This window comes from Thainema salinarum CENA647 (assembly GCF_057732415.1).
The window spans coordinates 5,153,086-5,176,521 of the sequence record NZ_JBYJZJ010000022.1 but is presented as its reverse complement, the minus strand read 5'-3'; the positions used below and the strand labels follow the sequence as shown (position 1 = coordinate 5,176,521).

General features: G+C 49.0%; 18 protein-coding genes. 9 read left to right on the top strand and 9 right to left on the bottom strand.

Translation table 11 applies throughout. The annotated features are described in order from the left end of the window. Positions 1 to 25 precede the first annotated feature (25 nt). On the top strand, positions 26 to 1,288 hold the full coding sequence (locus AC286M_RS29385; protein ID WP_488207764.1) for a sensor histidine kinase: 1,263 nt from the start codon (positions 26 to 28) through the stop codon (positions 1,286 to 1,288). Between the two features lie 7 nt (positions 1,289 to 1,295). Here AC286M_RS29385 and hisIE read toward each other — a convergent pair whose 3' ends face one another. Then, positions 1,296 to 1,931 (bottom strand): bifunctional phosphoribosyl-AMP cyclohydrolase/phosphoribosyl-ATP diphosphatase HisIE, encoded by a 636-nt coding sequence (hisIE, locus tag AC286M_RS29380; RefSeq protein ID WP_488207763.1) that lies wholly within the window; start codon positions 1,929 to 1,931, stop codon positions 1,296 to 1,298. 619 nt (positions 1,932 to 2,550) lie between these two features. Between hisIE and AC286M_RS29375 the strand changes: the two genes are divergently transcribed. After that, a complete protein-coding gene (locus AC286M_RS29375; RefSeq protein WP_488207762.1) occupies positions 2,551 to 3,078 on the top strand; it encodes a DVUA0089 family protein in 528 nt (175 codons plus the stop codon). Positions 3,079 to 3,332: 254 nt separating this feature from the next. Here AC286M_RS29375 and dnaK read toward each other — a convergent pair whose 3' ends face one another. Next, positions 3,333 to 5,240, bottom strand: coding sequence for a molecular chaperone DnaK (gene dnaK, locus AC286M_RS29370; RefSeq protein WP_488207761.1), 1,908 nt, complete (start codon positions 5,238 to 5,240; stop codon positions 3,333 to 3,335). A gap of 60 nt (positions 5,241 to 5,300) precedes the next feature. On the opposite strand from dnaK, the gene AC286M_RS29365 reads away from it, so the two are divergent. After that, positions 5,301 to 5,423, top strand: coding sequence for a hypothetical protein (locus AC286M_RS29365; protein WP_488207760.1), 123 nt, complete (start codon positions 5,301 to 5,303; stop codon positions 5,421 to 5,423). Positions 5,424 to 5,609: 186 nt separating this feature from the next. Here the strand turns inward: AC286M_RS29365 and AC286M_RS29360 are convergent, their stop codons facing one another. Together AC286M_RS29360 and AC286M_RS29355 are read right to left on the bottom strand one after the other, a co-directional pair. Further along, positions 5,610 to 6,953, bottom strand: a complete 1,344-nt coding sequence (locus tag AC286M_RS29360; RefSeq protein ID WP_488207759.1) for a glycosyltransferase family 4 protein — start codon at positions 6,951 to 6,953, stop codon at positions 5,610 to 5,612. A 492-nt stretch (positions 6,954 to 7,445) separates the two neighbouring features. Beyond that, the gene (locus tag AC286M_RS29355) at positions 7,446 to 7,727 is read right to left on the bottom strand and encodes an acylphosphatase (RefSeq protein ID WP_488207758.1); all 282 of its coding nucleotides are present in this window, start codon (positions 7,725 to 7,727) and stop codon (positions 7,446 to 7,448) included. Between the two features lie 341 nt (positions 7,728 to 8,068). Here AC286M_RS29355 and AC286M_RS29350 point away from each other — a divergent pair, with 341 nt between their 5' ends. The 5 genes from AC286M_RS29350 to AC286M_RS29330 all read left to right on the top strand — a co-directional run bounded on the left by AC286M_RS29350 (position 8,069) and on the right by AC286M_RS29330 (position 15,257). Then, positions 8,069 to 9,400, top strand: a complete 1,332-nt coding sequence (locus AC286M_RS29350; protein ID WP_488207757.1) for a CIA30 family protein — start codon at positions 8,069 to 8,071, stop codon at positions 9,398 to 9,400. Between the two features lie 152 nt (positions 9,401 to 9,552). Further along, on the top strand, positions 9,553 to 11,385 hold the full coding sequence (locus tag AC286M_RS29345; protein WP_488207756.1) for an ABC transporter ATP-binding protein: 1,833 nt from the start codon (positions 9,553 to 9,555) through the stop codon (positions 11,383 to 11,385). 320 nt (positions 11,386 to 11,705) lie between these two features. Further along, a complete protein-coding gene (locus tag AC286M_RS29340; RefSeq protein WP_488207755.1) occupies positions 11,706 to 13,187 on the top strand; it encodes a circularly permuted type 2 ATP-grasp protein in 1,482 nt (493 codons plus the stop codon). 196 nt (positions 13,188 to 13,383) lie between these two features. Next, entirely contained in the window at positions 13,384 to 14,337 is a 954-nt protein-coding gene (locus AC286M_RS29335) for an alpha-E domain-containing protein (protein WP_488207754.1), read from the top strand. 59 nt (positions 14,338 to 14,396) lie between these two features. After that, entirely contained in the window at positions 14,397 to 15,257 is an 861-nt protein-coding gene (locus AC286M_RS29330) for a transglutaminase family protein (protein WP_488207753.1), read from the top strand. Positions 15,258 to 15,389: 132 nt separating this feature from the next. Here AC286M_RS29330 and AC286M_RS29325 read toward each other — a convergent pair whose 3' ends face one another. The 3 genes from AC286M_RS29325 to AC286M_RS29315 all read right to left on the bottom strand — a co-directional run bounded on the left by AC286M_RS29325 (position 15,390) and on the right by AC286M_RS29315 (position 19,534). Then, on the bottom strand, positions 15,390 to 16,100 hold the full coding sequence (locus AC286M_RS29325) for a PEP-CTERM sorting domain-containing protein (RefSeq protein WP_488207752.1): 711 nt from the start codon (positions 16,098 to 16,100) through the stop codon (positions 15,390 to 15,392). A gap of 236 nt (positions 16,101 to 16,336) precedes the next feature. Then, positions 16,337 to 18,589, bottom strand: coding sequence for a serine/threonine phosphatase (locus AC286M_RS29320; protein ID WP_488207751.1), 2,253 nt, complete (start codon positions 18,587 to 18,589; stop codon positions 16,337 to 16,339). Between the two features lie 318 nt (positions 18,590 to 18,907). Then, positions 18,908 to 19,534, bottom strand: a complete 627-nt coding sequence (locus AC286M_RS29315) for a pseudouridine synthase (protein ID WP_488207750.1) — start codon at positions 19,532 to 19,534, stop codon at positions 18,908 to 18,910. Positions 19,535 to 19,875: 341 nt separating this feature from the next. On the opposite strand from AC286M_RS29315, the gene AC286M_RS29310 reads away from it, so the two are divergent. Next, a complete protein-coding gene (locus AC286M_RS29310; RefSeq protein ID WP_488207749.1) occupies positions 19,876 to 20,187 on the top strand; it encodes a hypothetical protein in 312 nt (103 codons plus the stop codon). 292 nt (positions 20,188 to 20,479) lie between these two features. On the opposite strand, the gene AC286M_RS29305 is transcribed toward AC286M_RS29310, so the two are convergent. Beyond that, complete coding sequence (locus AC286M_RS29305; protein ID WP_488207748.1) at positions 20,480 to 21,622, bottom strand: CO2 hydration protein CupB; 1,143 nt, start codon at positions 21,620 to 21,622, stop codon at positions 20,480 to 20,482. A 176-nt stretch (positions 21,623 to 21,798) separates the two neighbouring features. After that, positions 21,799 to 23,397, bottom strand: a complete 1,599-nt coding sequence (locus AC286M_RS29300) for an NADH-quinone oxidoreductase subunit M (protein WP_488207747.1) — start codon at positions 23,395 to 23,397, stop codon at positions 21,799 to 21,801. Positions 23,398 to 23,436: the final 39 nt, after the last annotated feature.

Genomic DNA, 23,436 nt, shown 5'->3' with positions numbered 1-23,436 from the left:
GCCTTATTAGCAGGAGCATCAACCCGTGAGCCAGCCTGACCCCAAATTTATTCTCATCGTAGATGACAGCCCGTTGAATCTTGTCGTGCTGTCCCAAGCACTGGAAGCATCTGGCTATATGGTCAAAATGGCAAACAATGGTGAGGAAGCACTCGCGCTGGTTGAGCAACATCAGCCTGAACTGATTTTGCTAGATGTGCAAATGCCCAAGCTTGATGGGTTCGAAGCTTGTCGTCGCTTACAAGCGGATCCAGCGACCCAAACCATTCCGATTATTTTTATGACGGCGCTGGCCGATCGGCAAGATAAGCTAACTGGACTCTCTCTAGGCGCAGTGGATTACATTACCAAGCCGTTTGAAGAAGAGGAAGTTCTGGCCAGAGTCAAAATTCACTGGCGACTCAAACAGTTGACTGACAACCTCGAACAACAGGTAGCCGAGCGAACTCAAGCTCTGCAGCAGGCTCAACTACAGATTATTCAGCAGGAAAAGTTGTCCACGCTAGGACAATTGGTGGCTGGGGTGGCCCACGAAATTAATAACCCGATTAATTTTGTGACCAGCAATATTCGGCCAGCCAAAGAATACTTAACGGAGCTAACGGAACTGCTGAACCTGTATCAAACTCAGTATTTCCAAGCTACGCCAGAGATTAGCCAAAAGATCAAGCAGATGGATTTGGAGTTTGTGCTGCGAGACTTTTCTGAACTACTGGATTCCATGCAGCTGGGAGCGGGCCGAATCAAAGAAATTGCTGGATCTTTACGGAAATTCGCCCGAGTTGAACAAACCTCTTGCTCCACTACTGATTTACACGAAGGGTTAGAAACCGCCCTCTTGCTGCTCAAGCACCGCCTCAAATCGGACAAGGAGCGCCCTGAAATTGCGGTCATCAAAAACTATGCTGACCTGCCACTGGTTGAATGTTTTCCGGGCATGATGAACCAGGTGTTTATGAACTTACTGGCCAATGCGGTCGATGCCCTGGAAGAAGCGTGGCAAAAAGATCAGCGCGACTTGACGATTGAGATTGAGACGGCTATTTCCGGTTACGGCTTTGTGGCAGTTCGCATTACCGATAGCGGCTTGGGTATCTCTGATGACATCCAAGACAAGCTATTTGAGCCGTTTTTCACCACTAAAACAGCCGATAAGGGCACTGGGTTGGGCCTATCAATTTCCAAGCAAATCGTGGAAGAAAAGCACAAAGGAACACTGCTTTGCCACTCATCTCCCACTCAAGGCACCCAGTTTAACGTTGAAATTCCTGTCCAAATTGGTTCCTAGGGTCGGTTTAGCGCCGCCGCTCCTGAAGCTTACGGTAAACGTCTTTGATATCTACCTGATGATGAGCCAGCGCTACCAGGGTGTGATAGAACAAATCGGCCACTTCACCTGCGATCGCACTTTTATCATCGTCTTTGCAGGCCATCACCACTTCGGCGGCTTCTTCGCCAATTTTCTTGAGAATCTTGTTATCACCGCCTGCGAGGAGTTTGCAGGTGTAGGAAGATTCATTGGGGCTGTCTCTGCGATCGCAGATCACATCAAACACCTGCGACAGGGTATCGGCAGGTGGAGCCACGACAGAGCCTTCAACTTGGTGGAAGCAGCTGCGCTCCCCGGTATGGCAGGCCACATCGCCATCTTGCTCAACGGTAATCAGCAGCGTGTCGCTATCGCAGTCGTAGCGGAGCGATTTGACATGCTGGAGATGGCCAGAGGTTGCGCCTTTATGCCACAGTTCTTGGCGCGATCGGCTCCAAAACCAGGTTTCGCCCGTTTCCATTGTCTTTTGCAGCGATTCCCGATTCATCCAGGCCATCATCAACACGGTGCCGTCGAGATAGTCTTGCACAATCGCAGGCACTAAGCCCTGCTCGTTATAGCGAATTTGATCCACAGGAATGGGCACACTTATCGCAGTCATGGTTTTCCTCAGCTAGCCGTCCGGATCATGATTATCTCGAAAAGGGGACAGTTGAGGCAAAAGAATCCCCTAATGGAAATCGATAGGAATAATACGATCCCAAAATATCCTGTAGCGGCAGATTGAGCCGATTAATTGTGAGTTTTAAGCAAAACTGATCAACAAAACCTGTCCCTACGCATGGTGAAATTGAAGGCATAACCCTAATCGAAAATTACGCCGATTGGAACTGTAGTGCAACTTGTTACGTCTACTACTTCGAGTACTGCTGGATCGAAATGGAAACTGACGCCCATGCAACAGACGTTAGTATTGTTGAAATCCAGATTGAGGTATGAATCTGGAGCCTGCCGACGTTGGAAGGCTTTAATTTTATAGAAACCGTCAGGATCGACCTACAGAACCAAGGAAAAGAGATTTAGTCATGAGCGATGACAAATCAATGGCAAAGTCGCGTGAAACCTAAACTGACGCAGACAATCAGCCGCTTTAATCAGCAGAGAGATGTCGTCTCGGAAACGAACGGGTTATGATCTCTGAATGAGAAAAACTGGTTCTGCATTGATTACGTAGATTGACCACAGATTAAACCTGCAATTGGATGAGACCTATGATTTGGATGCGTACACTTGCGACAACCGGAATTGCGATCGCGGCTTTGGGTGTAGCGACCGTCGCCCAAGCGGTGCCCGAGTCGTTTACTCAAGCGTCAACGATTGATGTTGACGATGCTGGTGAGGGAGAAGTCTCTGGCTCCGTTAGCACCGACCACGAAGTTTTTCAATTTGAGGCATCAGAGGGGGAAGTCGTCACCCTAGATGTCAACGTTACCGAAGTTCTATCAGGCGCAGAATACGAAGACAACGACTCCCAACTGTTTTTGTTTGACCAAGAAGGTAGATTAATTGCTGAAAACGACGACGAGAGTGAAAGCTCGTTCGAATCTCTGATTAGTGATTTTGTTGTTCCCAGCGACGGCACATACTTCGTTGTTGTGACCACATGGGATAACGATCCTGTCCTTGATGAGGATGGATTGGTTGTTGAGTGGGGCAGCAACGGCAGCAGCAGCATTGAATACAATCTGTTGCTATCGAAGAAATCAGCCGCAACCACCACACCAGCAGAAGCAGAATCGGCTGAATAGGCCTGCCTTGAAATCCATCAAATAACAACCGTAAACAAGAGGGGACGCACGCTGTGCGTCCCCTCTTGTTCATATCCTAAAAACCAGTCTTTATGGCTGTAGCAGCTAAGTTAAAACACGAACGCTGTTGTGGCGTGGCGATACCGCACCACAACAGCGTTCTAATTAATATGACCATCGCTATATTTTCGTGAAAGCCAGGCTGTGTCTGGCTTTCACGAAAAAGTTTGGGTGCTTTCTAATCGGATTTGGTATTACTTATCCGTTTCAGAAAACTCAGCGTCGATGACGTCATCATCGCCACCGCTGGAGGATGGGCCTGCGTCCTCATCACCAGGGGCAGATCCGCCACCAGCGGCTGCTTCCTGTTGATACAGGTTGCTGCTGATACCGTAGAGGGTTTGCTGTAGTTCGGTTGTCAGAGACTTCATCTTGTCATAGTCATCCTGTGCGATCGCATCGCGCAGGTCTTTAACTTGACTTTGAACCTTCGACTTATCGTCTGCTGAAACTTTATCGCCTAGTTCCTCAATCTGCTTCTCAGCTTGGTAGGACAAAGAATCAGCCTGGTTCTTGACATCAATTCGCTCACGCTTATCCTTATCTGCCTCTGCATTGGCCTCCGCATCTTTGACCATGCGATCGACTTCTGTATCAGAGAGGGTAGAAGCACCCGTAATCGTAATCGACTGTTCCTTGCCTGTCCCCTTATCTTTGGCCGTGACATTCAAAATCCCATTGGCATCGATATCGAATATTACCTCAATCTGAGGCACGCCACGGGGAGCAGCCGGAATGCCATCGAGTCGGAACGTTCCCAGGCTCTTGTTGTCATTGGCCATTTCCCGCTCACCCTGTAGAACGTGAATTTCCACATTGGTTTGTCCGTCTACAGCAGTGGAGAAGACTTCAGATTTCTTGGTCGGAATCGTGGTGTTGCGTGGAATCAGCTTGGTCATCACACCACCCAGGGTTTCAACCCCCAGAGATAGCGGTGTGACGTCGAGTAGCAGAATGTCCTTCACTTCACCAGCCAGAACACCTGCTTGGATTGCAGCACCAACGGCAACCACTTCATCGGGGTTGACGCTTTGGTTCGGGTCTTTACCTAGAACCCGCTTTACAAGCTCTTGTACGGCTGGAATTCGAGTTGAACCACCGACCAGAACCACCTCGTCAATATCGGTTTTGCTCAACTTGGCATCCTTGAGGGATTGCTCTACTGGGATGCGGCAGCGATCAATTAGGTCAGAAGCCAACTCTTCAAATTTGGCGCGGGTTAGGGTCAAGTCCAAATGCTTTGGCCCATCTTGAGTTGCGGTAATAAACGGCAGATTGATTTCTGCTTGGGTAACGCTGGACAACTCGATTTTGGCTTTCTCAGCGGCTTCAGTCAGACGCTGGAGCGCTTGCTTATCCTTACGGAGGTCAATCCCCTCTTGAGACTTGAACTCTTCTGCCAAGAAGTCAACAATCTTCTTATCAAAGTCGTCACCACCTAAGTGGGTGTCCCCAGAAGTTGACAGTACTTCAAATACACCGTCACCCACTTCCAGAATAGAAACGTCAAATGTACCACCACCCAAGTCAAACACCAGAATGGTTTCGTTGCTCTTCTTGTCTAAACCATAGGCGAGAGAAGCAGCGGTCGGTTCGTTGATAATCCGCAGAACTTCTAGACCTGCGATCCGTCCAGCGTCTTTAGTTGCTTGGCGCTGGGAGTCGTTAAAGTAAGCCGGAACCGTAATTACAGCTTGCGTGACCGTTTCGCCAATGTATTTGCTCGCGTCATCAGCTAGCTTACGCAGAACTTGAGCCGAAATTTCTTCAGGGGCGAACTGCTTATCAGCAGCAGAGCAATCGAGCTTAACTTTTCCGTTGGCGTTAAGAACCTTGTAGGAAACTTCAGTGAGCTCTTGAGAAACTTCGTCATATTTACGACCGATGAACCGCTTCACTGAGTAAAACGTATTCTCAGGGTTCATCACACCTTGGCGCTTAGCGATTTGTCCAACGAGACGATCGCCATTCTTTGCATAGGCTACAACCGAGGGTGTCGTACGAAACCCTTCTGCATTGGCAATAACGGTGGGTTTGCCCCCTTCCATAACTGCGACACAAGAATTGGTTGTACCCAAATCAATTCCGACAACTTTTGCCATGCTGATGCTCCGGCTTCACAACTAAAATAATGACGTTTAATACGTTTAACCCAGATGCTTATGGGTTCACCGCTCTTTACTGAATGCGGCTACTGTCCTAACCCAACCATTCGCCCATCGATCTTGAATATTCATCCTGAACATGCAGATTCGGAAGCAGGCTTAGCGGCAACGACGGGTTAGACAAACCTACTCTATATAGTGCTAATTTTGCGGTTGTTCTTTGAAGGGGTATTTACCGAACAAAGCAGGACGGTTTGAAACAAAAACTAGAAAAGGCTGATTGCCACGGCATGGCAATCAGCCTTTTCTAGTTTTTTACATCTCGCTTGGTATGCTTAAACTGCACACTGAGGACAGGCTGATGAACTACTGGACATCTGCGATCGCATTATCCGCTGGTGCTTTCTTGACGAACGCCACCTGTTTTGCCGTATCCCACGGAGAACTGTTGGCATTCGCATAAGCTGAATTTGGCTCTTCCTTCGAGCGTGTTACCCGATCAAACAGGGCCTCATAGCGATCTAAAGCTCGCTCAAAAGAATACTGATCGACTGCATGACGCCGTCCCTGCTCACCTAAAGCTTTAGCTTCCTCCGGGCTCCGGTAGAGCATTTTAATCGCTTCGGCCAAGTGATAGGGAGATTGGGGTTTGACGACAACTCCGGCCCGGCTCCGGGCGACGGCATGTGCAGCAGTTCCCTGTGGCGGTACAGATGCAATAATCGGTCGGCCACTAGCCAAGAGAACCTGAGTTTTGGACGGCATATTAAACGAGACGACATTGCGCTTTTGCACAATCAGGCCGACATCAGCAGCGGCCAACATCTCGGGTAACTGGTGACGCGGCTGGAACGGCAGGAGCAGTACATTATTAAGGTTTTTGGCCTCACAGCGCTCGCGCAGCGCATGCAGCGCTTTTTTCTCGCCCACAATCACAAACTGAATATCAGGAATATCCTTAATCCGTTCTGCCGTATCAATAACCGTTTCCAGTCCCTGAGTTAACGCGATATTGCCGGAATACATGACTACGAACTTATCCTCTAAGCCATGAGCAGCTCGAAAAGCATTCCCTTCCTTGGGCAGTGGTCGGATAAAGTTCACATCAACCCAGTTTGGAATGATGGTCATCTTGTCTTGAGATACACCCTTCTTAGCCAGATTCTCGACAAAGCCGTCAGTGATAACGCTAATCGTATGCGCCGTGCGGTAGGAAAATTGCTCTAGCCATTCAAAAACGCGAATTGCCAGCTTATTACGAATCAGACCAACATGCACCGCTGCTTCAGGCAAGATGTCTTGCAAATTCAAGACCACCGGACAGCGATTAAACCAGCCCAGCAGAGCCGCTGGAACAGAAACAGGAAGCGGCGGCACAGTTAGCAAAATGACATCTGGTTGCCAGCGACCGAAACCACGTAGGAAGCTAGTCGCCGCAAAACTGGCATCTAGCAGCATACGGGCCAGTAAACCTGGCTTGGGACGAATCCAGACATAACAGCGGTGGACTGTCACTCCATTTTCGACTCGGGTATCGTAAAACTTACCTTGATATTCTTCATAAATACGGCGCTGAGGATAGTTCGGCATACCAGTCAGCACATGAACATCATGACCTCGTGCGGCAAGCCCCTCTGCCAACTCTGTCATTAACGGTGCAATCCCAATTGGCTCAGGATGATAATTGTAAGAATAAATGAGAATACGCATGGGTTAAGACTAAACGTTAAATGGTTGGTAGAGTCGTTTGGCTATGTTGCCGCGATTGCACTTCGGCAGAATTTAGCATCTGTTGGTTGACTTATTGTTAATACTTGTTGAAGCATTTGTAAAAACTAGGGGGGCTAGAGTAGATGAGTCCTGATATTCTCTGTAAAAATAGAATGAGTTGATAGCTAGAATCATTTCTGAGTTCATGACATGGTTTACCATTCGTTAGTTCATGATTCATTCATGATGCGCTTCCACTTTGGCACTGCCAGATGGAAGTGCAAGTGACATGCGTCAATAGAGTGAACTCAAATTTGGAATCTATTGTCATTGCTGTTGCTCAACTACCGGACAAACATGCTGAACGTACCTCGATATGAGAAAAAATCCTGCTATCTACATCAACCTTTGATCAGCTAATTGTTTACATTTCCTGACATTTTGGAGCTTACGACTCGATTTCACTAAGAGTGATTCACTCAAAGTGGTGAGTTAGAAAGCTACCCGAAAGTCTGGATACGTCTCTGGGGGCTCGGTTTGAACCCGCACGTTAGTGACTTGAGCGGCGGGAGGGCCACTGTGGCACCACTGAAGCATGGAATCCACTGCTGCTTGGTTACCAACAAAGACGGCTTCAACTGCCCCAGTAGACAAATTGCGTACCCAACCTTTGAGATTCCGCTGATTTGCTTGCTGGCGAGTCGAGGCTCGATAGCCGACCCCCTGAACCTGACCTTCAATCCAAACGTGAACTTGCACGATATCTGCACTCATTTTTTTAGGTGAATAATAAATGAATGTCGCGGGTTCAGCATCTTTATGATGGCTGAAGTCTGCTTTGCAATCAGCAGTAAATTCTCCTAAAAATTTGCAGCTGTTTTGTGGGGGGAAGTTTAGAACCTGCAAGAACTACGCAAAGCAACGGTCTTATCCAAGTCTTATACGGCATCTGATTAGACAACCTCCAAAGCTAAACTACAGTCGTTTTTCTGCTCTGGTTTTCATCTTAAGCGGATGTAACTGGACTCGTTGGAGATTAAGGCTTTCATGAATTAAAGCTAAAGATTTCGTAGGATGAATGTAAAGCTGTCGTCAAGAATTTGCCAGGAAAATTCATGACCAAACTCAATCAATCATCTCAATGGAATGCTAGCCGTTTTCTCAGTACCCTTAGTTACTTTGGCGAAATACCGTTTTTGGGCAGTATTCGCTGGCTACAGCAGCTTTTGGGCCGCACCACATCCCCTCAACCAACAGATGTCATGTCTCACTCGCCTCAATCCGTTCTACTCATTGGCCAAGGTCAAATTTCGACTCGAATCAGCGAGCAACTCCGGATAGCTGACCAATCGGTAGCGATGGTAACAGGTCAGGACGTACTGGCACGAGATGCGATCGCAGATCTTCCAGCCGTCAATTCCGTCTCTTCTGCGACCAATGCGAGCGTTGATACCATCATCATTGACGCGAGTGAGCAATCGGATTTGTCTAACCTGTCAGCAGATTCGGTTCGGCAGATAACGGAGCGGTTGGTTCAGCATTTACGCAAAATCGCTGCTGGCTCAACACCTGTTGCAGGGCCTTCGCACGGTCAAACACAGATATTATTTAATTTTGCCAATTCTGATATGGATGTGCAGGCCATTTGGGGTGCTCTCGACGATGTGGTAATGGGCGGCGTCAGCGAGAGCGGTATGCGCAAGGCGGATGATGTCGTGCTTTTTACGGGGAATGTGTCAACCGCAAATTCCGGTGGTTTTGCCTCGGTGCGCACTCGCAACTTTGAACCACCGTTTGACCTCAGAGGCTGGGACGGCATCCGGTTACGCGCCAAAGGCGACGGAAATCGCTACAAGTTTATTTTACGGAACAGCTCCGGTTGGGATTCTGTTGCCTACTACTATTCATTTGATACGGCTGCTAATGGGTGGATAACGGTAGACATTCCGTTTAATCAGTTTATTCCTACCTTTCGGGCAAAAACAGTGGATGATGCGCCACCGTTGAATCCGGCTCAGGTTTGTTCATTTCAGTTCATGCTGAGCAAGTTTGAGCATGATGGTGGACTCAATCCCCATTTTTCGCCCGGTGAGTTTCAGCTCGCGCTCGCAGAAATTTCGGCCTATCGTTCTGCTACTGCGAGCGCATTTCCCCAGATTCTTTTTATCAGTTCCACCCAGTCTGGTATTCCAGCCCAGATTCAGCAACAGCTTCAGGCAGTGATGGGGCAAGAGCTTTGCTGTACTACGGTGCAGTATGAATTACTAGCAGCAGAATCGCCATCCCATCCCATTACCCTCTATCGCCAGACAGAAGCCACTCAGTCTCAGGTAGTAGAAACTGATCAGAAGGCGCTCAGTGCTGAAGATGTCGCCAAAGCTGCGATCGCAATTTTGCAGCGACCTGATGTGGCCAATCAAACCTGGATTGCCCAACGTAAGGCGTAATACCGTCATCAAAATCTAAGCATCATGTGAGGCGCTGGCGCTGCTGGCGTCTCACATGACATTCTGCAATTTCTAACTTGGCATCCGAAAATCGCCGGCAAAGATTGTAGTATATGTAGTATATCTAGAAGGGCTGCATGGGGAGGTGACGGGTGGCTAATTTTCGAACCGTCTTAAATTACTATCGACCCTATCGTGCGATCGCGTTTTTTAGCATCGCTGCGAGTAGTGGGTTTGAAATTATCGATTTGGCCGTGCCCTATGCGATTGGGCAGGTGTTAAATGTTTTGTCGGGTCAACCTGTAGATGAACTGAGTCAGCAGGTCATCAATGGAGTGTCTCAAATTACCGGCGTTTCAGCGGGACGAGGACTTGCGATCGCGGTTTTGATGGGCGTGATTTTCCTGGTGACAGTTGTGCGAGCACCAATTCAGCCGTGGCTCGGCGTTTGGTATCACTGGATTGTGTCGCTCAAGGCGCGACGCGATCATTTCAAACAGGCAACGCGGCAAATTCTGACGCTGCCGCTGGATTTCTATGACGAGAATAATCCAGGCCGAATTGCCGGACGGATTACGCGCGGATTGGAGAACCATACCTGGACGTATCCGGAAATTGCGGGACAGCTCGTGCCGAAGCTCATGCGGGTGCTGGGCATTTTCGTAATCATCTTGCTGATTGAGTGGCGGATTGCGGTTTTGTTTGTCATTTCATTTGTGGCGATTCTGGCTTTCACCTTGACTAACCTAAAGCGGTTAATTCAACGTGAAGATCGGCTCGATCGCTACATGGAAAATACCCAAAGTCGCACATCTGAGCTGATCACGAACATCAAAACCGTTAAGGCGTTTGCCACCGAACACAGCGAATTTGCTCGACAGCAGCAGCGGCTCAACCGCGAATATGATGTCGTCGTTTATCGGATTCACAAAGGCTACGTGATGCTGTTTACCTGGCAGCGCACGTTTATCCAGATGTGCGTGTTTGGCGTCTTGCTGCTCACGCTGTTCGCAGTGCTGCGAGGGCAGATGTCGCTGGGGCACTTTGTCACGACGCTGACTATCTCGAACATGGCCTATGCCGAGTTGGAACCGATCAGTGCCCTGGCCGAGATCTTTTCCCGTCGCTATACCTCAATCCAGCGTTTTCATGATTTTATGGAACTTCCCGCTGGACAGGACGCAGCGGAATTCAGTACGGTCCTGGACGAAACCCGTCCTCCGGTTGACCTGAGCTATCAATTTACGGGCAAGCTGGAACTGCGGAATTTATCCTTCAGCTATAACCCGGATAAGCCTGTTTTGCAGGATATCAATTTTCTGATTCATCCCTGTCAGACGGTGGCGCTGGTTGGACGATCGGGTTCGGGAAAATCAACATTAGTCAAACTGCTGTTCCGCTACTTTGAACCGAGTCAGGGTCAAATCCTGATTGATGGGCAGAATATCCGGCGACTGGACATCACGGCCTACCGGAAGCGACTGGCGATCGTACATCAGGAAGTTGATGTCTTTAACGGCACGCTGCTGGATAATCTCACTTACGGCAATCCCAAGGCCACCTTTGAGCAAGTCGAAGAAGCCTGTCGGATTGCCAGAGTCGATGAGTTTCTGCACCTGCTGCCGCGCGGTTACTACACGATGGTGGGTGAGCGAGGTGTGCGCTTATCCGGTGGTCAACGCCAGCGAATTGGCATCGCCAGAGCCTTACTGGTTGATCCAGACGTACTGGTGTTTGACGAAGCGACCTCCAGTTTGGACTATGAATCAGAACGCTCGATTCAGCTTGCCATGCGGAGTATTCTCGGTACGCGCACGACAATTGTGATTGCCCACCGCTTGAGTACGGTGCGAGAAGCGGACAAAATAGTCGTACTCGATCAGGGCCACATTGCCGAAGTGGGCAACCATGAGGAACTGCTGCGACATGGTGGGATTTATCACCGATTGCATGCGTTGCAGGAAACAGGCGAATTACTAGCCTAAAGTTTGGCTAAAGCACAAAGCAATACAGGGTGCCGAATCTCGGCACCCTGTATTGCTTTGTGCTGCTGCGATCTAAAGGTGCAGCAAACAGACCACTTCTGTGAGTGAACCGACATGTGAAAAAGTGTCTCTTTGCAGTGGTTGTAACTAGCAAACCTTGCAGCAAATATTCGACTCAACTAAGTCAAGGAACCCTGAATTAATCTGCCCAAACACAAAACCAAGCTTAAGCAGAGACATCATCATAGCCCTGGGGAGTTATAAAAATAACGGTATTTCGTATTGATAATTACAGTCTGAAGTCCTGCGAGCCTTTCATCATGCATACATCTCACGTGATTCAGTCGCCAATGATGCAGTCGCAAACAAACAGAACCGTGCAATTCAATCAATATGACCCTGAAGACTTTTACGACGAACTGTTTTTGGAAGATGCCACTCCCCGCGCAGAGGCAAAACTGCTGATTGAGCGGTTAGGTTCTCTATCCATCGACGAAATTAAGCGTCGTCAGCAGGCTGCCCAAAATGCACTGTTCAAGCTGGGTGTAACATTTAACGTCTATAGCGATAATCAAGGCACCGAGAGAATTTTTCCGTTCGATATCGTGCCTCGGATTGTGGCATCAAAGGAATGGGATTGGCTAGAAAGAGGGCTAAAACAGCGAATTCAGGCGCTTAATCTGTTCATTCATGATATTTACCACGATCAAAAAATCATCAATGACGACATCATTCCCCGCGACCTGATTGAGTCGGCCACTGGCTATCTCAAACCCTGCATCGGTTTAGAACCACCTGAGGGCATCTGGTGTCACATCACGGGAACGGACTTAGTGCGCGATCGCAGTGGTGAATGGTTTGTCTTAGAAGACAATATGCGCTGTCCGTCCGGCGTTTCCTACGTATTGGAAAATCGACGGGTGATGAAGAGTACGTTCCCGCAAATTTTTCAGCAGATGAATATTCGGCCTGTGGATGACTATCCCAGCCAGTTGCTAGAAACGCTGCTCAATCTGGCACCGCCTGTGCCCGATCCGCGCGTGGTTGTGTTGACTCCCGGCATGTATAACTCGGCCTACTTTGAACACTCCTTCCTAGCCCAGCAGATGGGAGCAGAACTGGTGGAAGGACGAGATTTGGTCGTCTCCGATGGCTTCCTGAAAATGCGCACGACCAAAGGACTAGAGCGGGTTGATGTCGTCTATCGCCGCATTGATGATGATTTTCTTGATCCGAGAGAGTTCCGTTCCGACTCGATGCTGGGTATACCGGGAATTATGGATGTACTCCGGGAAGGTCGAGTTGCGATCGCAAATGCACCCGGTACAGGCGTGGCCGATGACAAAGTTATCTACGCCTATGTACCACAAATGATCAAGTACTATCTCGGCGAAGACCAAATTCTGTCCAACGTACCCACCTATCTCTGCTGGGAACCGAAGCAGTTAGATCACGTGTTGCAGAATCTCGATTCGCTCGTCGTCAAAGCAGCCAATGAATCCGGTGGCTATGGCATGCTGATGGGTTCTCAAGCTACTCCTGAAGAACGGGCCGAATTTGCGGAACGAATTAAAGCCAATCCGCGCAACTACATCGCCCAGCCGACGCTCAATATTTCGCGGGTACCGACGCTGATCGGTGATCGGTTTGAAGGCCGACATGTGGATTTGCGCCCCTACATCCTCTACGGCAAAGACATCTACGTAAATCCGGGCGGTTTAACCCGTGTGGCGCTCAAGAAAGGTTCTCTAGTGGTCAATTCATCCCAAGGTGGCGGCAGCAAAGATACCTGGGTGATTTAGGAATTTTCATCACACCCACAACCGTTTGATAGGGGCAGGTTTAGCAATTAACGTATGCATCTCATCCAGGGTGATCAACAAAGCCTGCCTCTACAAACCATATTCCGCCGTCTAATCTTCCAAAACCGCGCCCGGAGAGCGGCACCGCCCACCGAACCCAATTTTCAGCACGACCTAAATAAACTCCAATTCACCTATGCTTAGTCGCGTCGCAGATTCAATTTACTGGCTGAACCGCTATGTTGAGCGGGCCGAAAACGTGGCTCGGTTCATCGATGTCAACCTGAACCTTCTACTTGATTCGCCTGTGGGAGTAGCCCAACAGTGGGAACCTCTCATTATCACTACGGGCGATCGCGGATTATTCAAGGAACGATATGGCGAAGCCAACGCAGAGAACGTCATTCAATTTCTCACCTTTGACGGCAGCTATTCCAATTCCATTTGCTCCTGTCTCGAACGGGCTCGTGAAAATGCTCGTTCGGTCAGGGAAATCATCTCCTCGGAAATGTGGGAGCAGTTAAATGCCTTCTACTACATGGTTAGAGATGCGGCCAAAAATCCCCAATCAACCGATATCCACGACTTTTTCACAGAGGTCAAGCTATCTAGTCACCTATTCACCGGCATTATGGATGCCACGTTCGCCCACAACGAAGGCTGGCACTTTGGCCAAATTGGCCGCTTACTAGAGCGAGCCGATAAAACCTCACGCATTCTAGATGTGAAGTATTTTATCTTGCTGCCTTCTGTAACTGATGTAGGTGGCGTTTTAGATGAACTCCAGTGGATTGCCCTCCTGAAATCTGCCAGTGCGTACGAAATGTACCGTAAGCGGCAGTACCGGATCACGCCTAACGCGGTCACTGAGTTTTTAATTTTGGATCGGGAATTCCCTCGTTCTATTCAGTTTTGCCTCATCCACGCGGAACAGTCGCTCCATCAAATTCTAGGTATGCCATTAGGCACCTGGCGCAAAGAAAGCGATCGCGCTTTGGGTCGATTACGCTCCGAACTGGACTACATCACAATTGAAGAAGTGATTGAAAACGGACTGCACGAATTTTTAGACCGGATTCAGTGCCGCGTTAATGATATTAATGACAAGCTGTTTTCTGACTTCTTTGCATTGGAGCCTGTAGAAGTGTGATTGTGAAGCTACTTGTCAACTGATCGACTGTTCAATTTTTTGTTGATGGCATCCAGCCTGTGCATTATCGAATCAAACACATAACCCACTATACCTACAGCAAACCTGTACCCCTCATGCCGCATGTTGTCCGTCTGCGACCTCGCAGCGATGGACAGCAAATCGTTCATCAGTTTTCTATGCAGATTGATCCGAAACCAACAGGTTGGTCTGAACTGACTGAACTAGACGGCAATGCCATCACGCGGCTGTGGTTTACCGATCTTGAGCTGGAGTCGCTCAAGATACATGTCACGTCTGAGGTGGAAACGCTCGGCTCTAATCCGTTCAATTATCTGCTGGAAACTTGGGCAACTCATCTGCCAATTCACTATCCCCAAATGATGGCGCTCCATCTCCAGCCTTACCTCCAGGGCCAATATACCCAAACGATTGACCCAATTGCGATCGCACTTGCCCAAGACATCTACCACAGCGTTGATCGACAGGTGGTTCCGTTTCTCACTACGCTCAATCAGCGCATCCATGATGAGTGTGAATATACAGTGCGGGAAACGGGGGAACCGTTCCCCGCTGGAGTTACGTGGCAGGAAAAACTCGGATCGTGCCGCGATTATGCGGTTTTGTTTGTTGAAGCCTGTCGGGCAGTTGGTTTAGCGGCTCGGTTCGTCAGCGGCTACCAAAAACCCGATCCAGATGCCAAAAATCTCGACCTCCACGCTTGGGCAGAGGTGTATTTGCCAGGTGCGGGCTGGCGTGGATTTGATCCGACAAATGCTGTTGCTGTCGCCGATCATCACGTGCCGCTGGTCGCAACCTCCCACCCTCGCTATGCTTCACCTGTATCAGGGATACTGCGTCCCGGCAGTCATGCTCAGTCAAATATGGACACACAAATTAAGTTTGAGATTATTGAGTAACCCTGAGTAACGCTGAATTTGCCACGCCTATTTTGTACCTTGCCAATTAGAACCACAGGAGGGGAATTTTGCCGCATCATATTGGCAAAATTCCCCTCCTGAATTTTGGGACCAAATTCGGTATGAGATCCTTTAAAGTCGCTTTTTAAGCATACGAGTTGCACCCAGCGCGACTAGACCTAAAGCAGCAGCGGTTGTTGGTTCAGGGATATCTTTTACGACATCTTCAACATTCGCAACAAAGAGCGTTGCGTGGGACAGTCCAAGTGGAATGCCTCGCTTATTCGTGGCCACCCCATCAGTAATCCAGCTACCACCTAGCACATCGTCAGCGCTTTCAAAGAAGTAAGCGCTCCAGTAGTTGCCAGCTTTGAGGCTGATAACAAACGGGCCGTCAATTGAGCTATCAATGCTCCAGTTGCCCGCAGTACCGTTAGAATCAACGTCAAAATTCAGCAGACCACCTCCTTCATCGGATTTCCCGATAAAGTCCCAGTCTGTTATGCCGTTGAAAACACCACTGGATAGCTGGTCAAATAGGGCACCGGAACCATCACCCTGAGCATCATTACCGCCAAATTGACCAATGCAAGACGTTGCATTGGTTGAGCCACCACCAACTAAATCAAATGTGACAGAACCGGACTCACAGCTTACCGATGATGACGTTGATGTCTGTTCTTTGTCCTGATTTTTGTCACTTCCACCATCCTTAGATGTCTGTTCTTTGTCCTGATTTTTGTCATTTCCACCACCCTTATTGGATGGCTTTGCCTCTGCACTGATAGGTGCCAGCAGGATTCCAGCCATCAAGAGGGTTCCAAACAACAGCTTTAGTTTCATGTTGTCCAAAATCCTTGTCGAAACTCCGAAGACCGCAATCAGTACAGAACAGATATAACTGTTATATTCGATACTGGATTGCCAATTTCAAGGTAGCAGCAAGGATCTCAACATACCCTCAGTAATATTAGGGTGTCAGCAGCATCTTATTCGACTCTTCACAAAGCTAAGTATCTTGTGTATTTACGCTAGTTGATACACAAAAGCTAGTATTAACACGGAGACAAAATTCAAATTTACTGAGGCCAAGTCGCTTTGATGCTGTTGTCGGTTTTCGGACGGACTTTTACGCGAATTGCGATCGCAGTAATGTTGTCATGGCCATTGTGCTGATTTCCCAGATCGATGAAGGCACTAATGCCTTCATCTAGACTCTGATTGAGATTCAACAGCGGTTCGACATGGCTATGCCAGTGGGTTTCGAGCAAATCGTTGTCGCTTAAGCCGTCTGAGCATAACAACAGCAGTGTATCTTCTGACAGCTCTAGATACTCAACATCTGGCGCGATGAACCCATCATCTCTAGGGCCAAGGGCTTGGGTGAGTTGGTAGGCGTCTGGACGCCCGTAGGCGATATCAGCTTCAACTCCTCGCTGAATTTCCCGCTGGCCAACCTCATGGTCGGTGGTTAGCTGCTGCAATCCCAAACGACGACTAAAGCGGTAAAGACGGCTATCCCCTACATGGGCCACCATCGCGTGGGTATCTTGCAGCAGCAACATCACTAATGTGGTGCCCATACGGCCACTCCCCAACCGTTCATTCTGCTGATTTTCTTTGTAAATTGCCTGATTTGCTTGCCGAATTGCTTCGATGACGGTTTGCTCAGACGGCAACTGTGAACCTTGCCAGTGTGTCGCAAAATACTTCCGCAGCACGTCAACCGCGAGCGCACTGGCAATTTCACCACCCGCATGCCCTCCCATGCCGTCACAAATTAGGTAGAGACCACGGGCATGGAGGGTACGCTCATTGGCGGTTTCGACTTTGCTGAGATCCAGTTGAATGCTAAACGCATCTTCATTGTGGTCACGACGACGGCCTATGTCGGTACGTCCTCCATCCTCAATCCACAGCAGATTCATGGGTACGACAACGGTGGGTGAATCATCGGTCTCATCCTCGTCATCTTCATCCCAGGTTGGATACAAGTCATCATCCGCAACGAATTCACTATTCAAGAATTCAGAACCTGCTAATTTTTGGGACACATCTTCTGAGCGAGGCGTTGAGGCCGCCTCTAAAGCGCTAGAAGCCTCTGCTGTTGCTTCAGGGTTATCAGCACTAGATGGGGGCTGTGTCGGTTCAGAAGCTTGATTGGGCTGATCTGGGAGCTGATCCTGTAACGGTTGATATTCCAAGGTTTCAAAATCAAGATTTCGGTTTAATTGTTTAACGACCGAAGCTTCTGCTGCCTGTAGCGTATCTGCGATCGCACTCAACTGCGATCGCACGGCATCTACAGATTCGAGTTCATGCTGAATGAGCTGATCACACAGCATCTGCACAGATTTGGGCAACACTGTGCCCAACTGCTGCACCAATATCTGCCAAACTTGGCCCAATGCTGCCAAATCTGCGTGAGTTGCCGCCAAATTCGCCATGTCCGGTTTGCGGTTAATGCGATTGATCGGCTCTTGTGGAGCTGGATCACTTGATGAACTTTGTGCTGGCTGCAGTGAATCTAACGATTGGGCATCACTTTTCACCAACCGCAAACACAGGCAATCATCCTCGTCTAGGCACAGGTTATTGATGTCAAGCAGGCTCCGACGGCACTGCCAGTCTCCCAGCACCTGCCATAGTTGCAGTGAATCCAGTAGCCAACGCAACACGAGTAGAGGTTCGAGAGCAGTGTCCTGTCCTCGGGCTGTAATGGCTAACCAATCGCTGCGATCCTCAACCAGCAAAACTGTTGTATCGTTACACTGCCAAGCATCGTGTAAATAGGGGGTTGCTGGAGCCAGTTCTACCTCCAGACCAAAATACGTCTGCGCTAACTCTGGCAGCTTTGCTTTAGCTTCATCATCCAGCGGACTGATATGGGATTTAAGAATCTGAACAGGAGAGAGTTCTAGCGGACGCTGGTCAAAAACGATTGCCTCCAGGTAGTCAGTCGTTCGCTGATCGGACTCAACAAAGGCTTCGATCTGATAGCGCTGTTGTGGATCTAGGTAGTCACCAGGCTGCAGATTAACCAAGGACTGAGCGGATGCGCTCAATGGGGCTTGGTCTGGCAGACTCTCGTCTACTGGCAGATTAGACCATGCGTTACCAACGACCGCCCCAGACTGGGCCGTTTTAGACTGGGCAATGACAGCATAGAGCTGTCGCCCAATAACAGCATCACAAACTGGACAGGATTTCGCACCACAATCGACCATCGCCCCGCAGTTTAAGCATTCAACCTGAGTTAGCGATGCACCACAGGCTTGACAAAACCGATGGCTATCTGGATTTTCGGCTTGGCATTGATGACAAATCAACATGGGGAAGAATGGGATGGAAGGTTTGATAACTGACTCAATATCTACATGCAGCGTTCAAGTCCGTTTTATCCTAAAGCAAAGCTGGCTAAACCCTAACATAGGTCTAACTTGGCTAAATAATACACAGGTTATTTGCTGCTTTCCGCTCAAATGTCAGAGGACTTTATAGATTAGCGAAAAAATTAATCTATAAACCCTCAGCATACTGTTTTGCGCAAAACGCACATCAAGCCCCTTCAGAAAAATCGCGTTTTAAGTAGCTGCATTTATTTATATGCAGCTACTTACACGCAGCTTGCATAGCTAGTTGGTAGGTGGCTACAGCTTCTTCAAGCTTTGGACTTCCTGAGCCGTTAAGTCACGCCATTGCCCAGGTTGAAGATTGCCGAGCTGCAGATTTGCGATCGCAACTCGTACTAATCTCAATGTAGGATAGCCAACTGCCGCCGTCATCCGCCGCACCTGCCGATTTTTTCCTTCAGTTAGCGTTAATTGTAACCAAGCTGTCGGCACCGACTTACGATAGCGAATCGGCGGGTCGCGGGGCGGCAAAACAGGCTCCTGCTCCAGCAGCTTCACCTGGGCAGGTTTTGTGCGATAGCCTTTGATCGTTACCCCCTGACGCAGTTGTTCCAATGCCGATGAGTCAGGAACACGCTCAACCTGCGCCCAGTAAGTGCGGGGATGATTGTAGCGAGGATCGCTCAGACGATGCTGCAAGCGGCCATCATCAGTGAGCAGCAGTAGTCCTTCGCTGTCCCGATCCAGGCGTCCAACAGCATAAACATCTGGCACTGCAATGTAAGCTTTCAGGGTTTGCCGATCCATCTGTCCCTCCAGTTCGACATTGGCCTGATCTGTGAACTGGCTCAGTACATTAAACGGTTTATAAAACATTAAATAGCGGGACATCTTATCAGGCTGAATTTCTGATGCAATCGGCACTGTTCCCCAACAACCTCATCACGCCCTCTAAAAGGGATGAGCAGTGAAACAAGCACAACTTGCTTCACTGCTCACACCCGTTTCGTCACCAACTTGCGATCGCAATACATTGCGTGATGTTACAAAGATGTTGCGAAAGTCTTTAGAACAGAGCGATCTAAAGTTTACCCTCTTAATCTAAGAATACGAAATTCGACGCTCGATTTCCTTCCTTTTTTGAGTACAAGATTGGGAAAGGCTGACAGTATCAGGCTTTTTCAACCTCAAAGGAATCTTGAAACGGCAGTGGCTCTGCTTCTGAATTTCGGATAAAACCATTAACGTATATGAAGAGGACTGTCATGGAGCCAGAAACCCGCTATCGGTTTGTTTGCACCCTGACATTTGGTGATATTTACGGTCAGATTATTGTTTGGCTGTTGGTGTTGTTTATCAGTTTGGCCTCTGCCCTCGCTTTAATGGGAGCAAGCCGCCCAGTTTATGCACTAGCATCTGTTGGATTGGTATTCGTACTATCTTTACCCTTCTTGCTGTTTGCTTTTGTGACTACGCTGCTGAACCACATTGAGTTCAAAGCCGTCAACCCAGCAGAGGCTTCAACTAAGCCATCTGCCAGCGATATGCCCAATCGACCCGCCCAAGCTGCAGGTTAGATTTTACGATATAGCCAAATCCAATAGGCATTCTGAGTGCAGCGTTAGATGGCAATACCGTCTAACGCTGCACTCCCTCAATAAAGTACGTATACGCGAGGGCTAATTTTATAGCTGTAGTCAGCTCTGTTAGGACATGGACGTTTTTGTGGCGCGGCTCAGCCTGGCCACAAAAACGCCTTAACCAATATGACGATAGCTAAACTATTCAATCAAAGCAAAATGGGGATCTACATCGTTCTACGCTGAGATCCCCATTTTGCTTTGATTGAAATAGCCTCGAAAGGTGCGACTAAATTGGTTCACACACTTGAACATTAGGCAGGCGTGAGGAGATTAAGCGATCTAACCAACCTTCTAGATACTTGCGGTTCTCGCGCTGCTCCTCCACGTTGTCAGTATCCAGCGGATTGGGCATCAACCCCAAAATCGCCGCCGTTGTCACGCAAAACATTGACTTCTGAAAACTCTCACAGATGAGCACCCGCAAGTCATCCTCACCCCGTGTGCTGTCGCGATAAATATCATGCCAATAGTCGGGTAAGAAATGTCGCATATCCTGCATTGCTAGCGTCGGAGGGATTCCGGCGCCACCAATCGGGAGCGGATCGGCGTAAAGCGCTCCGTAGGTAAAGTTGCTCTGCTCTTCGGGAATTTGATGGGCCTGAGCATTATAGGAAACGGTTCCAGGAAAGGGTGTTCCCCGGAAAAAAATAGCTTCTACATAGGGCACTGCCGTATCCATCAAAAATGTCAAACCAGCCGACTTTGGCAAAATATCGTATGTCTGTCCATCAATCTCTACCGCATAGGTAATGGGCAAGTTGGCATCCGCCACCAATCCCTGTTTGATGTGATCCACTAGGTTGGGAATCGTTTTGATCTCGCCCCGCTCATAGCGCTCAGCCAGAGTCCGGAAGATTTTGGCCATAACTTGCCAAAACTGCCCCAAACCGCTGTAGTAAGCCATCTGCCGCACCTGCTCTAGCAGGAAATCTGGGAACAGCTGATTGACTAACGCTATCACCGGATTCCGCTTCAGCTTGGCTTGAATGGCAGTCTGCGCATTCACCTTAAACTCGTCGGTGTCTAGGTACTGATCTAGGCCGCCGCCGCCATGCCACAGCATGGTTTTCATACAGTATTCGGCATATTCAAAATTAATTCGATTGTGCCACCAGTGCCGGAACAGTTTTTCGATACTGAACTGTCCGTCAAAGTACTTGAAGAATGGGAACAGCACTAAAAACTGATTATCAGCAATGTAGCGCAGGTTCTTTTGGTAAGCGTCTAGAACCACCCCATAGCTCTTGAGAATACCGACCATCTCGGTTACGTTGCGAGGAGAATCCGGCAGCAGCGCGCCACCATCCTCTAGACGGTAAATGATTTCGGCAAACGGATGGTTGGACGGTTCTCGAATGACACTAACCATTGGAAGTGGCTCCTGCGGAACGTGATACGAATGAGAGTAGCGTTTCCTCTTTAGTTCAGTTTAAGACGTGATCTCTCTGAACCTAACTAGCTTCAGTAGGATTGCTGAAGCTTGGGTGAAGTGGTTTGTTTTCGCGCTTAGTTGAGCTTTACAGCTTCATTGCAGTGCAGTGAAATCTAGCCTGACGTGGATACGGTAGAAATAGATGGGGCTGGGGCCGGAGAAGCCACCTGCGGCAATGGTGTAGGAGCTGCTTTCAAGGGAAAAAAGGTATCTACGGGTAGGTGTGCCCAGCCTGTGCGCACCGATGCCTGCATTTCCACTTCGGGAATACCTAATGCTCTAGAGCTGCCATCGCTCCAGCGGGCTAGCCACATTGGCTGAAGACCGAGCACGATAATCAGAGCCGTGACGACAGCCGCCGGAATGCGGTCTTGCCAGTAGACGCGGGGTAGGTTGGCGAGAGCATCTGGTAAGCGACCAAAGAAAGCTTTATTGAGCAGCGTCAAAAAGTAGACGGCTGTGAGAGCCGTTCCAATCATGCAGAGCAGGGTTTGTATGGGAAAGATGGGGAAACTACCGCGAAACACCATGAATTCAGCTACGAAGCCAATCATGCCGGGAATGCCTGCACTTGCCATACATCCCGCCACCATTAAACTGCCGACTACGGGTAAGCCGCGCTCTGGGTTAAACAGCCCTTTCAGTACATCTAAATCGCGAGTCCCTGTTTTGGCGTAAACGACTCCGACCAATAGGAAGAGCAGGCCAGAAATTAAGCCGTGGCTGACCATTTGGCAGGTTGCTCCTAATACCGCCAGTGGAGTTCCTGCGGCTGCACCTAGGATGATATAGCCCATATGGCCAATAGAGCTGTAGGCCACCATTCGCTTCATATCTTTTTGTGCGATCGCAACTAGCGATCCGTACAGCACATTTACCACTGCAAACGTCGCCAGCCAAGGAGCAATCTCTTTCCACGCTTCTGGAAACAGACCTAGGCCAAAACGCAACATGCCATAGGTGCCAAGTTTAAGCAACACACCAGCTAGCAGCACCGAAACGGGCGTCGAGGCTTCTCCATGAGCATCTGGTAGCCAAGTATGGAACGGGACAATCGGAATTTTGACGCCAAAGCCAATGACAAGCACCGTCAGCAAAATCAGCTGCTGGGCCACTGGTAAGGCATGGCTGCGCAGGACATCGTAGTCGAAGGTAGAGGTGTGGCTCAACCAGGCTAATCCAAAGAACGAGCCAAGAATCAGTACTCCAGAAATAGCGGTATAAATCAGAAACTTAGTGGCTGCATAGCCGCGTCGCTGTCCACCCCAAATTGCAATCAGCAGATAGAGGGGAATCAGTTCGACCTCGTAAAACAGGAAAAACAGCAGCAGGTTTTTTGCCAAAAACGCCCCAGCTACGGCAGATTCCAGTAAAAGCAGCAGCCCATAGTAGAGACGGGGTCGATGCACCGCCTTGGTGCTGGAGTACATAGCAACCCAGACTAAGAGGCTGTTAATCACCAGTAGCGGCAAAGATAAGCCATCTAGCGACAAATGGTAGTGCAGACCAATCATATCGGCCCACGGTTGATACTCTTCCATCTGCCAGCCAACAGCATCGATATTGAACCGACTGACCAGCCAAATTGTCCAAGCGAGCGTAATACCCGTGAAGGTCAAAGCAACTTGGCGAGTTTGTTGTCCCGTTAGCTTGGGCCAAAATCCAATTAGCAATCCACCTACAAGAGGCAACCAGATCAGAATACTCAGCATACTGATTTCAGCGACAACGACAAGGACTGTACAAGAAAT